Annotated in this window: 10 protein-coding genes and 1 pseudogene; 4 read left to right on the forward strand and 7 right to left on the reverse strand. The window is 59.3% G+C overall.

Annotated features, from left to right (window positions below; genetic code table 11):
- Positions 1-1,006: IS5 family transposase (locus IVB36_RS07910; RefSeq protein WP_247391088.1), on the forward strand; the 1,006-nt coding region annotated here is incomplete at its 5' end.
- Positions 1,007-1,440: 434 nt separating this feature from the next.
- Here IVB36_RS07910 and IVB36_RS07915 read toward each other — a convergent pair.
- Both IVB36_RS07915 and IVB36_RS40110 read right to left on the reverse strand, forming a co-directional pair.
- The gene (locus IVB36_RS07915; protein WP_346731036.1) at positions 1,441-3,432 is read right to left on the reverse strand and encodes a hypothetical protein; all 1,992 of its coding nucleotides are present in this window, start codon (positions 3,430-3,432) and stop codon (positions 1,441-1,443) included.
- A 667-nt stretch (positions 3,433-4,099) separates the two neighbouring features.
- On the reverse strand, positions 4,100-4,228 hold the full coding sequence (locus IVB36_RS40110) for a hypothetical protein (protein ID WP_256467238.1): 129 nt from the start codon (positions 4,226-4,228) through the stop codon (positions 4,100-4,102).
- Between the two features lie 1,854 nt (positions 4,229-6,082).
- Here IVB36_RS40110 and IVB36_RS07920 point away from each other — a divergent pair.
- From IVB36_RS07920 to IVB36_RS07930, 3 genes and pseudogenes are all read left to right on the forward strand, one after another.
- Positions 6,083-6,772, forward strand: a complete 690-nt coding sequence (locus IVB36_RS07920) for a response regulator transcription factor (RefSeq protein ID WP_247391089.1) — start codon at positions 6,083-6,085, stop codon at positions 6,770-6,772.
- Positions 6,773-6,833: 61 nt separating this feature from the next.
- Positions 6,834-8,254 (forward strand): annotated as a pseudogene (locus tag IVB36_RS07925) (type II and III secretion system protein family protein).
- 10 nt (positions 8,255-8,264) lie between these two features.
- Positions 8,265-8,927, forward strand: a complete 663-nt coding sequence (locus tag IVB36_RS07930) for a CpaD family pilus assembly lipoprotein (protein WP_247391091.1) — start codon at positions 8,265-8,267, stop codon at positions 8,925-8,927.
- Positions 8,928-8,970: 43 nt separating this feature from the next.
- Here the strand turns inward: IVB36_RS07930 and IVB36_RS07935 are convergent, their stop codons facing one another.
- From IVB36_RS07935 to sctQ, 5 genes are read right to left on the reverse strand one after another with little or no spacing between them, the layout of a single operon-like run.
- Positions 8,971-10,008 (reverse strand): EscU/YscU/HrcU family type III secretion system export apparatus switch protein, encoded by a 1,038-nt coding sequence (locus tag IVB36_RS07935; protein ID WP_247391092.1) that lies wholly within the window; start codon positions 10,006-10,008, stop codon positions 8,971-8,973.
- A complete protein-coding gene (gene sctT, locus IVB36_RS07940) occupies positions 10,005-10,826 on the reverse strand; it encodes a type III secretion system export apparatus subunit SctT (protein ID WP_247391093.1) in 822 nt (273 codons plus the stop codon). Before sctT ends, IVB36_RS07935 begins: the two co-directional genes overlap by 4 nt.
- Positions 10,827-10,837: 11 nt before the next feature.
- Positions 10,838-11,113, reverse strand: coding sequence for a flagellar biosynthetic protein FliQ (locus IVB36_RS07945; RefSeq protein WP_247391098.1), 276 nt, complete (start codon positions 11,111-11,113; stop codon positions 10,838-10,840).
- Between the two features lie 2 nt (positions 11,114-11,115).
- A complete protein-coding gene (sctR, locus tag IVB36_RS07950) occupies positions 11,116-11,781 on the reverse strand; it encodes a type III secretion system export apparatus subunit SctR (RefSeq protein ID WP_247300634.1) in 666 nt (221 codons plus the stop codon).
- The gene (sctQ, locus tag IVB36_RS07955; protein ID WP_247391109.1) at positions 11,774-12,682 is read right to left on the reverse strand and encodes a type III secretion system cytoplasmic ring protein SctQ; all 909 of its coding nucleotides are present in this window, start codon (positions 12,680-12,682) and stop codon (positions 11,774-11,776) included. Before sctQ ends, sctR begins: the two co-directional genes overlap by 8 nt.
- Between the last annotated feature and the right edge of the window lie 95 nt (positions 12,683-12,777).

The following is a 12,777-nucleotide window of genomic DNA, read 5'->3' on the forward strand; positions in this document are numbered from 1 at the left end:
GCGGCTCGGCGACAAGCTGGAGCTGCTGCTGGCCGAGAGCCTGCGGGTGGCGCACGAAGCCGGCGCCTTACGCAGCCAGGACCTCAAGCGCGTCACGGTCGATACCATGGTGCAGCCAAAGGCCATCACCTTTCCGACCGACGCCAAGCTGCTTCATGCGGCCATCCAGGGCCTCAATCGCCTGGCGAGAAGGCACGCCGTCAGGCTGCGGCAATCCTATTCTCACATCGCCAAGGCCGCCGCGATGATTGCGGGTCGCTACGCTCATGCCAAACAGTTCAAGCGGCATCAGCGGCAGTTGCGCATCCTGCGCAGCCGGCTGGGCCGGATCATCCGCGATATCCGCCGCAAGATCGAAGGTCAGGCGGTGCTCGAGAACACCTTCGCCCTCCCGCTCGGCCGGGCCTCCCAGATCCGCTCGCAGCAGCAGCGCCAGCGCGGCTGGAAGCTCTATTCCTTTCACGCCCCGGAGGTGGAGTGCATCGGCAAAGGCAAGGCCGCCGCGCCTTATGAGTTCGGCGTCAAGGCCTCCATCGTCACCAACAACCGCCGGGCTCCCGGTGGCCTGTTCGTGCTGCACGCCAGGGCGCTGCCCGATAACCCGTACGACGGTCACACCTTGCGGGACGTCATCGACCGCACCGAGACGCTCACCGGCTGCGCGATCGAGAGGGCCTATGTCGACAAGGGATACCGCGGCCACGACGCGCAGAATCCCCGTCGCGTCTTCATCTCCGGCCAGAAGCGCGGCGTCTTCGGCGTCATCAAACGCGAGCTGCGCCGCCGCTCCGCGATCGAGCCCCTCATCGGACACCTCAAGGCCGAAGGTCACCTTGGCCGCTGCTATCTCAAAGGCCGCGCCGGCGACGCTGCCAACGTCGTGCTCTCAGCCGTGGGCTACAACTTCCGCCGCATCCTCGCCTGGCTCAGAGAACTCTTGTGCATGTTCCTGGCACAGCTATGGCGAACGCTCGCCTGTACCGCCCCGCTCAATTCGGCTTCTTAACGGACGACGAGAGTCCGGTGCGGCTGGCCCGCACGCGTTTGGCCCTTTACACCGCATTCTGGTGCTCCAGGCCGGGAAGCCCAATCATTGTGGGGCGCTAAGCACGGCGCCGCAGACACTTACCGAAGCGATCGGCGACGGGATCTCGAACACAAATGCGCAAAACTGCTTCATTTACGATCTGAAGCATAGCCGGGTCGCGATTCGGACCCGGCCGGCCATCGCAAGCGCGGCGACAAGCGCCGCGATGCTGTTTTTCAAGCGAAAGGAAGTCGGGGTCACGACACTCCCGATCGAATTTCAGTCGGACGCCGTTGTCGATCTGTTCGAGGAGCCCGCCGGCCTTCGAGCTCATCGAGGATTTCCACTCGGTGATAACGGTCTGCTTGATGGTGTCATCACAGCGACGCTCTGGGCGCGAGACACTCAGGTAACTACATCCCGAGGCGCGCGAACTGCATCGACGCGTGCTCCGCCTCGCGAAAGGGGGACAATGGGGCGATGCTCAACAATGACTTGCAGAACGCAGGCGTGAGCTTGCCGCGGTGGATCACGACGTTCTTGTGCCCCGTGGCGGCTCGAGCACTCTGCCATTGCCGATTGTAGCCGCGCTGTTCATTGGACTTCACGTGGCAAGCGGCGAACTCGGCGCCGCCCAGCGTGACCAACTGCGAGGCATGTACCGCCCGCTTGGTATGGATGTGCACCCACATCGGATTTGGCATTCTACCACTGCGCAACGCCTTGGGCTGCAGCTTGATCTCGAACAGCGTCGCTGGCTCGTCCGTCAAGGCGCGGGGTGGATCCACAGACGCAAGTTCTTCGGCCGCCCGCAACTGTTCAAGGTACTTCTGCGATGGAAACGCGTACGTCTTCATGCAATCGATCGTGATCGCCGCCTTTCGCGCGTTCAATGAGTTTGCCTGTCCCTGAACCTCGGACAACATCGCCTTAAGCCGGCCTAGTTTTCCGTGTACTTGGGTCAGTTGCGCAGGAGTGAGGAGGACACGTCGGCACGGCTCCTCCAGCGCGGCTACACAGGGACCAATCGCGGCCTCCTGCGTCTGCAGGCGCTTAAGGACGAGATCCACGACGTGGTCGGCGTCCTCAGGCTTCATCTGGCGCGCTTGCGAGACGGCACTTTGCTGAGCCGGCAGATCGAACTGCAGCAGCTCGTCCAATCGCTTGAGTAATCCCGTCAGTGCATTCATGGAGGGCGGAGTCCGCCCCCCCTCCAGGTGCCCGGTCCCCGATGATGACGCCCTCGCGCGTGCCTCCTCCGCACTCGCGAGTTTCTTCGTACCCAGATCCGAGAGTACGATAACCTTGGCAGTCGGGGCTGTGGCAGCATCGGGCCTAGCGAGCTGCGGCTCGCGCAGCCCGGCCGTTGAACTCCTCTCGCCTCCGGCCGGTGCGCGCTTGCCTTTCCCCTTCCTGCGCGCCGCGTGGCTCTCAGCCGCTAAGCCGGTCGTTTCCGGTATCCCAGCCTGGGCAGGCCGTTCAATCAGGACCGGGCTCTTTGGCTGCGCTGCCAAAAGTCGCGTCACTTGGTTCGCGGCGACCCATGCACCTTCCACGATCTGGTCCAACTGTTCCACTGGAATGTCGGCATCCGTTTTAGCATCCCTTAGCCTGGCAACGATGCGTTCCACCCCTGAGGCAAATTCCGAATGCCGTTCCATGACTCCTTCCAGAACGGTGCAGTGCTCCGCGTCGAGTGGCTCTCCGTGATTGTTCAGAACGGCCTCGTACGTCGAGAGGAATGCCGGAAAAGCATCATCGACATAGGTCCCGAGCAGACGCACCTGCCCGTTCTCATCCATGAGGGCGGCCCTGAGGGCTGGTTCAAACCTGCTCGCCTGAGACTCAATCCGAAGCTTCGCGAGAGCAATCCGCGATTCCAGACACATGCACGCCGTATAAAGTGCCCAGCCGGTTTGCACGCGTAGTGCGGCCTCTTCGAGTTTCCGCATCTCGGACGTGCTTGGCAAGTTGGCAGTGGCTTGCAAGGCGGACCGCATTCGTTCCTTCCACAACATCTTCTTTCCCCACCACTCGATGCAAGGCGCAAGGTGCTTCGCCAAACTGGAAGCCACTCGGCTCAGCTGGTCGGGGGTAGCGTTGGATTTGAGCATCCCCTCGAACAGGTCTACCATACGCTGTTTGCCCTCCAGCAAGGCGGCGGAACCCTCTGCAGCCTTTTCGTCGCATTCGCGGCACGCTCCGAGCACGAGAGCGCCATAACGACGGGCGTCATCGTCGGGCAGAATGCTCGGCGCCACGGCCGGGGGCAGGCTCGCGTAGTAGTCCAGAAATACCGACCCTACTTCGGCGAACCGCTCGGTCAGCTTTTGCACCACCTCCAAGTCCGAGGTAAGGGTGGTCGCTTGAGCGTAAGCGTCAAGTTTCTCACGCAGGTGGTCCATGTGTCGCTTTGTTGCGTTGTTTTCTTCCTCTGATGAGGAAATGGGGACTGCCACACCCGAAGTTGGCGGCTGACTCGCGACCGGCGCCGTGTCTCCACGCTCCGACAATGAAGGAAAGCCGCGCCGCCGCGCAGTGACTGCACGTGGCGCAGCGGCTGCACGTGGCGCAGCGCCTAGGATTCGATCTGGGCCAACGGAGGGACCGGAAGACCTGTCGCCAAGGGCATTGTCGGCACCGCGCGCCATGCTAGCGGAGGGCGTCCCTCTATCTTGGGGCCCAGAGCGCATCCGCTCCACGACGGAATCGAACGATTGACTGCCTTCCCCAGGGGCTAGACTTGAGTGCGAGCGTGAACTGCTCGATCCGGCTCCAGCATCCCCAATGCGCGATCTGCCAGATCGGCCAATGCCCGTCATATTCCATCTCCAATCAAGTTGAGAATGCGCAGCCAATCTAGATAGACAGGCTGGCTGACGAGTAGCTGACGAAGGGCGTTCTTCCGGTTGCACAGGAAACCCGGATCGCCGTGGGTTGTGGTCGAGTAGCTCGGCCATTTGGCTTTGCCCTCACAGATCCGGGCAGACGGCTTTGGCGAGTAGCCGGCGGACTCTCACCGCCGGCCTCTCATCGATCCCAGCGTGACACTCTCGCGTCACTGGGCTCCCATCAGGCGAACGAGCCGCGCATGCCGATCTTCCAGTGTGCGAACAACCCGAGACGTTCGCGAGATAGTCGTTCGAGAACGCGGCCGGTCTTGGCCTTGCGACCCATAAAGTGTTTGAACTTTCGCATCATCCAAGCCTCCATTGTCTGATTGACTATCGAAGGATTGCCCCAGAGGCGCCCGCGTGAATCGACCGTAATACTTAATCCACCCCCGCAGGAGTGGATTGAGCTGCCGAGGGATGGCAGCCATTGACACATGGGTCCGTCTTCGGAGGTTCAAATCCCGGATTGCCGCCCGCATAAACTTCAGCGCCGAAGCGCTGACCCCAGGGCAGAAAACTGCAAAACACCGAGGCCAATGGGCGGATTGGAACCAGGGAGTATGGCGTCGCGCCCATCCATCCGGACGTGGGGAAAAGTGTTATTGTGATCGACATTCTACGTCTGATCAGAATGGTGCATCATCTCGGAATCGGGGGCGACTTGCTCCGGAATTCGCATGGTGCATGACCGCGCGTCTGCAAGTTCTTCCGTCTCAGCCGAAGCGCCCCGATCCTAGAGAGCTTGACGGCCAATGAGTCTTCCGCAGAGTGCTTGGCAGTCGCATCGGAGTGCGGACAGATGCTTTGGTCAGGTTGTGTCAGCTAGGTTGTATATCCTCCTCGGCAAAGCTTGCGCGGCACGAGCTCAATCGCGTGCATTTTGCCAATGCGGGAGTGATCTGATGTATGGCAGAATCGGTGCTCCGTTTTGCGGAAGCGGTTGCCGGCATGGAGCGAGGTGGGTCGTGGCGGCGAACCGACATTGCTGGGCGAGTGACCATCACCTGGGTTTGATAGTCCAGAAGAGTCGGCGCCCACTGTGAGCCTTGCAGGAGGACGCCGCCATGCAAATCAGCAAAATCATCGCTCGCCCCACCAGAGCTGCCAGCGACAGATTGCGTTCGCTCATCAGAGCATCAGGTGCGACTAGGAGACGGAGACACAGACCTCACACGTATCGTCACTATCCAGGATGTGAATGCAATCCATCCAAAGAATTGATTTCACACTTCATGTGCTGCCGGGTAGGGAAAGCGCCGTGCATCACGCAACATGGTAGGTTTGCTGTCGGCAAAGCTGCGATGAGCACGTGATCATGGACGCCGCGATCGGATTGTAAGCACGGTTTTGCCCGGTGCGGCCAACTTCATGTCACCCCCCGTCTTTGGATTGTGCGGCCGTTGAGCAGTTCATTCCAGCGTCTCGGTGATTTTATAAAAGTTTAAAAAGGAAGGCGCGGCAGGACGGCCTCGTTGTGGCGTTCTCCAGCTGAGCGTAGCCGCGCTTGGCCATCACTGTCGCTCCGGTGATCGGAGCACGAAGGAGGCTCACCTTCCGGGCCGAATGAGGAAGTTCGTTGCTCAAGCACGGAACGTCTGCCGGCGTGTCAGGCTTTGCAAATTGAGGGCCGCGATGCAAATCGCATATCATCGCTGCTCTCCCATCAAACCTGCGGCCGTACGGCTGCGCTCGCCACCGGAAGCATCGATCGTGATGAGGAGATTTAGATCGAGACCATGGAACGGCATTGTCACTGATCCGCCATGTGAATGCATCGATCCAAACCATCGATTTCACCAATTAATGTGTTCTCGGCAATCATCTCGACCTCACGCTGTCGGCGACAACTGCCGGGATTGTTCCGGCGATGAGCGGGGTGCTGCTAGCCTATCGATGCGTTTACTTGATTGCCTGCAATGTCCCGGTGGTAAGAGCACATTCGACGTCACCAAAATGCATGCGGGCCACGTGAGACAGTGAACACTGCCGGTCGAGCTTACAATGGAATCCCGATCCAGTATGCGATGCGCCAGTACCGCTGCTCTTCGTCTATTCCGGCTTCAAACGCTTACGCGGAGGCCGGACTGTTCAATTCCGCTCGGGGCGGTCATGCTTGAACGAGACGTGGTGGGTGTCTTGGCGTGGCGTGATAGGAGGTGGAATGCGAACGCTACTCGTTGATCATGAGACGGCCCCAGCGCGCGTTGTACAACAGGCGCTCTCCCATTGCGGTTTTGCCGTTGATGTAGCGTGCACCCTGGATGAGGCGGCCGCCGCTTTTTGTTGCGCCAGCTATGACATTCTCTTGCTCGAGTTGGTTCTACCGGATGGAGACGGCTTGGATTGGCTGAAGCAGTTGAGACGTGACGGTCATTCGATGCCTGCCGTGATGATGAGCCACTTTAACGAACTCGGTAAGCGGATAGCGGTGTTCAATGCCGGTGCGGACGACTTCCTGCCCAAGCCCGTATCTACTGATGAACTCATCGCACGGATGCGCGCTACTCTGCGCCGATCAACGCAAATGACGGCGCCCATCGTTACCTTTGGCAATCTACGATTCGATCCCATCGGTCGGCAGGCGTCCGTTAATGGTCGACCGCTGAAGATTGCGCGCCGCGAGGTATGCATTCTCGAACATCTGCTCAGCCGCGCCGGCCGTACCGTGGCTCGCGCGGCATTGGAGGATAGCCTCTATGCATTTGACGACGAGGTCTCCGCCAATGCGCTTGAGGTCGGAATCTATCGTTTGCGCGGTCATTTGAGTCAGTCCGGTGCGACGCTCCGGATCAAAACCGCGCGCGGGATCGGCTACGTCCTTGAATTGAAATGCGCGGCATCGACCGCGTAGTCAATCGAACTTGAAAGTAAAGACCATCTTGAGCATCATTCTTGACAAGCATGCTGGCGTCATTCGAGGACCGATCACCGCCAACGGCCTTTCGTCCTGTCTTTTGCATGCTTTGTGCGTGGTCGTCCTGCTATTCCCGGCTGTTGCCGTAGCTCAGATCAAGCGGGATGATGGAGGTGGGCCGCAGCGTACGGCTCCCGACGGCATTAGCGGAACGCTGACCCTTTCCTCTTCGCTGGGTAAGACGATTCATCTGCCAGCGCCAGCTGCGAGCATCTTTGTCGCAGATCCTACGGTCGCGGACTATCAGGCACCTTCGAACAAGACCATCTTTGTTTTCGGCAAAAAATCCGGGCGGACCACCTTGTTCGCACTGAACGAGGGCGGGGAGGCTCTCGCTGAACTGCGTGTTGTCGTCACGCAGCCGATCGAGGATCTGCGCGCCACGCTGAAAGCCCAGGTCGGCGACTATCCCATCCAGGTAAGCTACACCCCGCGCGGGGCCATCCTTAGCGGTACGGCGCCCAATGCGGAGATCGTCGATATAGCGATGAAAGTGACCGAGCAGTTTCTTGGGTCTGGTGCGCTCGTCGTCAACAAGATTCAGGTGGCGGGGTCATTGCAGGTGAATCTGAGCGTGCGAGTGGCGGAGGTCTCCCGGAGCGCCATGAAGGAGCTCGGCGTCAACCTCTCCGCTTCGGGGCAAGCTGGCCCTTTCACTCTCGGCTTGGTCAGTGGTAGTGGTGGTGGATACGGCGCGGCGCAGGGCGGCGGTACGGCCAAGATGGGAGTCAACACTGGCCATGTGAACGTCAGCGCTATGCTCGATGCACTGGCTCACGAGCGCCTCGCTTCCGTACTTGCTGAACCGAACCTCACCGCAATGTCAGGCGAATCCGCCAGCTTCCTCGCCGGCGGCGAATTTCCCATTCCGGTGTTGCAGGACAATCGGCAGGTCTCTGTCGAGTTCCGTCACTTCGGCGTCAGCCTGGAGTTTGTGCCGACCGTTCTCAGTAACAATCAGATCAATATCCGCGTGAAGCCTGAAGTCAGCGAACTATCGTCACAAGGTGCTGTCAACGTCAACGGCATCTCCGTGCCGGCTCTCTCCACCCGGCGTGCGAACACGGTTGTCGAGCTCGCCAGCGGCCAAAGTTTTGCAATTGGTGGGCTTATCCGGCGCAACTTCAGCACTGAGATCACGACTTTCCCCTGGCTCGGCGACGTTCCGATTCTTGGTGCGCTATTTCGCTCATCGTCATTTCAACAGGATGAGACGGAACTCGTGATCATCGTCACGCCTTACGTCGTGCGTCCAAGATCGAACTCGAAGCAGATGAGTGCGCCCACCGACCGCATCGCTCCGCCCTCAGACCTCGCGCGCAGTCTGACGAACACGTTGGCAACGCGCTCGCCTGTTCGCGGTGCTCCCCGATAAGCGTACCAGGCGCGACAAGGGGCACCGGCCACATCATCGAATGAGGATCGACCAATGAGATTACGATTCGTGCGCCCCTTCATCGGTCTGACGGCCAGTCTAGGTGGGTGCGCAAGCACCGCGCCGACTTACGTCGAGCCGACCGCGCAAGCGATCCTGGTTGAACAAGAGAAGAACGTCTTACTGTTACAGACCCTTGGAGGGCGCGAACGGCAGCGTCTGCGTTACTTCATAGCGAGTACCAGTCGCGGTCGGTACGACACGCTCCGTCTTGATATCGTCGGCTCACGTCGGCTCGGGGCGCAGATAGCAGCTGAGGCCCGCGCAGTGGGCGTCGACGCTCACAACATCCGCCTGTACGGTCCATTCGTCGATAGGCGTGATGGCTCTGCCGCCCGAATCGAGGCGATTACGTACGAGGCGCACCCTCCCGCTTGTCCGTCGATTGCGATCGTCGGCCCTTCGGTGAACGACAATTCTTTCGATCCGACGCTTGGCTGCTCGATCCGCAACAACTTGGCCGGCATGGTCAATGATCCGCGTGACTTGATTGACAATCAGGCCGTTGTGCCGAGTGATGGCAATCGTGCGGCCATTCCCGTTGCCACATACAAAGCCTTCGCGGCCGGCAATAACAGCAACTCGGGTGTAGCTAACAACAAGCTGCTATCAGATCCCACGTCTGCCGGCACCCAGACCGTGCAGCCGTCTCGATAGCGAGAACATCAGGCATTCCGATGCGACCTCATTCAAACACGAACTAGACTTGGCCGGCGGCAAGGAGTGCTTTTGCGACAGCCTCGAAATACTGGATAGGAATGGAATTGCCAAGGCTAGTGTTGCGGATTAGCTCACGGACCAGGACGTGATCTTCGACCATACTGAGACGAAGGCGCCTCGCTTCATCAAAGAGCCGTGAAGCCGCCTCCCCATCGCCGCGGCAAACCAGGACCGGGACGCCCGTTTCGCCACGGATGTAGCGTACCCCGACCAGCAGCTCGCGCCCAGTCAAGATCAATGTCGCGCGACGCACGCCGAGTGGAGACTCACTCGCCTGCTCCCGCCGAAGGCGTCGGTGTTCGCGTTTCACCTCCGGATTGCCTTGCTGCTCCTTGTCCTCGCGCTTCATATCGCTCTTAGTCATGCGCATGCCGCGCAAGAACAACCACCGCTGGACGAGGAGATCGATCAATCCGCCGATCAGAAATGCACCACTTGCAATCCCGATCAACAGTTTGACTTGAATGAACACGAACTCGAAGCAGCCCGTGCCGCAAACCGGCAGATAGACCAGTGTCTTCCACGCGCCGACAACGACGAGGACAAAGATCGTGCCGAGGCAGAAGACCTTGAACAAGGTCTTGCCAAGCTCGATGAGGGAACGCAAAGAGGCGATGCGCTTCAGTCCGTTGATGGGATCAATGTTCTCGAATTTCGGCGTCATCGGCTCGGAGGAGAACACTAATCCACCATTGGCCAGGACCGTCGTCAGAATTGCGCAGGTGACCATACTCCCAAGAAGCGGGCCAACAATTCCCAGTGCAAGTTGGGGCAAGACGCCGAGCGCAAGATCGACCGCAATATTGAACGGCTTATCAAGCAGCTTGTCAGTCAGCATGAGCGCTTCACGACATTTGTCGTAGATGGAACTCGCTTCTAACCAGAGATAACCGAGACCGGCGCAAGCGCTGAGGGCCCTGACTAAATCCGTGCTATGCGGAACCACGCCTTTCTTGCGCGAGTCGCTTAGCTTCTTTTCAGTGGGGGCGAGCGTTTTCTCTTCGCTCGTGTCGCTCACTTCAGTTTCCTCTCAAGCCTCTCCAGCTCTCGGCTCGACTGCATGATTTCCGCTTGCATGTATTCGATGAGGTAGAGCGTATAAGTCACCATGACGATCGCAAAACCTATATTCTTGATCGTCAACGATAGGTCCCGCGGGTTGAATTGCGGCGCAAAGCGCCCGAGCAGAAGCGCTGATATGTCGGCCAGCAAGAGGAAAGCTACCACAGGTCCAGAGACCAGGACGGCGGTACGTATGATGCTGTCGAGCACGCCCCACAACTCCAGTGTCCCTTGCATGCTCAGCGTGGGTCCAAGCCGATAAGCCGGCCAAACCAGATAGCTGCCGTAAAGCCCGCTAATCATGGTTTGCAGGCCCCCTGATACGACGAAGATCGTGATCGCGGTGGTCCCGATAAGAAGTCCCGTGGCCGAAGCCTGACTGCGTGTCGCGGGATCGGCGGGAGTGACCACGCTGCTGATGCCCCGTTGCGCGTCGATGAACTCGCCGACGGCCTGAAGACTCCAGAGGGGAATACTGAGGAGGGCGCCGATCAGCAGGCCGACACACGTCTCCTTAAGACCGAGTAGCGGGATCTTGAGCAGACGAGTGTCCGGATCTAGCTCCTTCAGGCCATCGGCGACGTGCGCCAAGTATGGTAGTTCGAGCGCGACGGCCAGGCAACCGCGGATCAGGCCGCCGATCTGCGGACGCGTAAATACTGGAAGCACCAGCATGATGCCCACGGGGCGGGCCGCACCAAGGCCGGCAGCAACGACGAGTTCGATGGTCGCCTGGATCAGACTTTGCGTGTCGGTGGTTGACAGATCATACATGACGGCGGCTGCTAGTAGCCCGTCGTGAGCGCGGGAAAATCAGTGAAGATCTGCTTGGCTTGTTCGATGAGCGGGGCGCTCAGCACCGGAGCAAACAAACCTATAATCCCAACAATGACCAAAAGCTTCACAGTCAGTGGCAATGTCTGATCCTGGATCTGCGTTGCCGCCTGGATGATGCCGATGACGGTTTCGGCGGCCGCCGCTGCAATGAGCGGAGGCAGAACCCAGGTCATGAAAAGCACCAGTGATCGGCTCATATAAGGAAGAATAGTGGCCTCATCCATGCTCACCCTCCGGGTGTTGTATAGCTCAGCACTAGCCCGTGCATAAGCCGCGACCAGCCGTCAATCGCCACGAACAGAAACAGCTTGAAAGGAACTGAGATCACTGTCGGAGACACCATTGACATGCCCATGGCCATCAGAATGGTCGTTACGATCAGATCGATAGTGATAAACGGAAGGTATAGTAAAAACCCGATTTCGAACGCACGCTTGAGTTCTGAGATTAGAAACGATGGGACGAGAATGACAAAATCATCGGCTGTGGCTCTGCCGCGCATCTCTTCCGGCCAGACACGCTCGGTCGAGGACAGGAAGAAGCCTCGCTGTTCTTCATTGGTGAAGTTCTTGAGATAGCCTCGCAGCGGCTCCTGCCCCACTTTCGCCGCGGCTACCCAATCCTCGAGCGTTTGATAGCGGAGCTGCAGATCGGCGACTCGATTGTAGCTCTGCTCAAAGACGGGGGCGCTCGTGAAGGCGGTGAGCATCAATGCTGCGCCGTATAGAACGATGTTCGGTGGAATCGATTGGGTCCCAAGCGCATTGCGAACGAGGAAGAGAACGACAGATACCTTTACGAACGCCGTGGTCGTGACGACAGCGAAGACCAACAAGCCGAGCGCGGCCGTGACCGCAAGAAGCGGCAGTATTGCTGGTTCAATGTTAGTCATTGCCCGCTAACCCGCAACGCAGTCTAACGCCGAGCTCGTCCCCAATACGTACTATGTCGCCACTCCCGATGCGTACGCCGTTTGCAAGGATATCGACCGGGCCGTCGACAGGCCGGCCAAGTTCGAATACATATCCTTTGCTGATGCTTCTCAGGGCTCCCAGCGTGATGGGCCAGCGGCCGCATTCAAAGACAAGCGAAATCTCAATATCGTCGAGATCGGCTTCCGAAGGCGGCTGCTGTAAACCGGGCAGTGTCGTCATATGCGCATACTCCAGAGGGCGCGGCCGCAAGCGAAAGGGTCCGTGCAGGATCAGGCGGTTGCCAGTGACATCTGCCGCGGCCCATAACCGGCCGGCAGTGAGGATGATCTGACCGCGGGCGAATGGCATTACATCCGGCAACAAAGCGTCGCCCTTACGCGTTTTGCGAAGAAGCGAGGCTGACGCCCGGAGTGAGCCGATCTCTCCTGCAACTGTAACGGGTAGCTGTGCGGGGACCTCACACAACTGTCGCGGCAATTGGCCGAGCAGCTCGCCTAAGGCGCGGAACGCCGGCGGTATCGGTCCGTCAAGAGGCGAAAAAAGAAATAGGCGACCTTTGCCCCTGACCGGACCGTAGATGATGTCGAGTTCGATATAAGGCCCGTTCTTCTCGGCCTTTCCAACATGAAGGAGTCGCAGTTGCTGCTCTGTCTCAGTCTCCAGGTGCGCGAGCAACGGTTCAAGTGCAAGTTCGAGAACCAGCGAACGACTTGGCTCGGAAAGTAAAGCTAGGCTACTCTGTACTGTCGAGATCAAGACCTCCGCAAGCGCATGCGGTATCGACAACACGAGCGCATCATCGCCGAGGTGCCAAACGCAATCGAGCATCGACAGAACCGGAGGTTCCTGCTGCCACACAACTCGTTCCAGTCGCACCGATAGCGGCTTGTCGCACAGGTTACTCCGCAAAGAGGCGGAGGGCCGCACGTTTTTGTTGAGCCATGACACGAGAC

Source organism: Bradyrhizobium sp. 35 (assembly GCF_023073215.1).
Classification (GTDB): Bacteria; Pseudomonadota; Alphaproteobacteria; order Rhizobiales; family Xanthobacteraceae; genus Bradyrhizobium; species Bradyrhizobium canariense_D.

What these genes read in the sequence shown, in the direction of transcription:
- IVB36_RS07915 (WP_346731036.1), bottom strand. Translation starts at nt 3,432, where the DNA reads ATGGACCACCTGCGTGAGAAACTTGACGCTTACGCTCAAGCGACCACC.
- IVB36_RS40110 (WP_256467238.1), bottom strand. Translation starts at nt 4,228, where the DNA reads ATGATGCGAAAGTTCAAACACTTTATGGGTCGCAAGGCCAAGACCGGC.
- IVB36_RS07920 (WP_247391089.1), top strand. Translation starts at nt 6,083, where the DNA reads ATGCGAACGCTACTCGTTGATCATGAGACGGCCCCAGCGCGCGTTGTA.
- IVB36_RS07930 (WP_247391091.1), top strand. Translation starts at nt 8,265, where the DNA reads ATGAGATTACGATTCGTGCGCCCCTTCATCGGTCTGACGGCCAGTCTA.
- sctT (WP_247391093.1), bottom strand. Translation starts at nt 10,826, where the DNA reads ATGTATGATCTGTCAACCACCGACACGCAAAGTCTGATCCAGGCGACC.
- IVB36_RS07945 (WP_247391098.1), bottom strand. Translation starts at nt 11,113, where the DNA reads ATGGATGAGGCCACTATTCTTCCTTATATGAGCCGATCACTGGTGCTT.
- sctR (WP_247300634.1), bottom strand. Translation starts at nt 11,781, where the DNA reads ATGACTAACATTGAACCAGCAATACTGCCGCTTCTTGCGGTCACGGCC.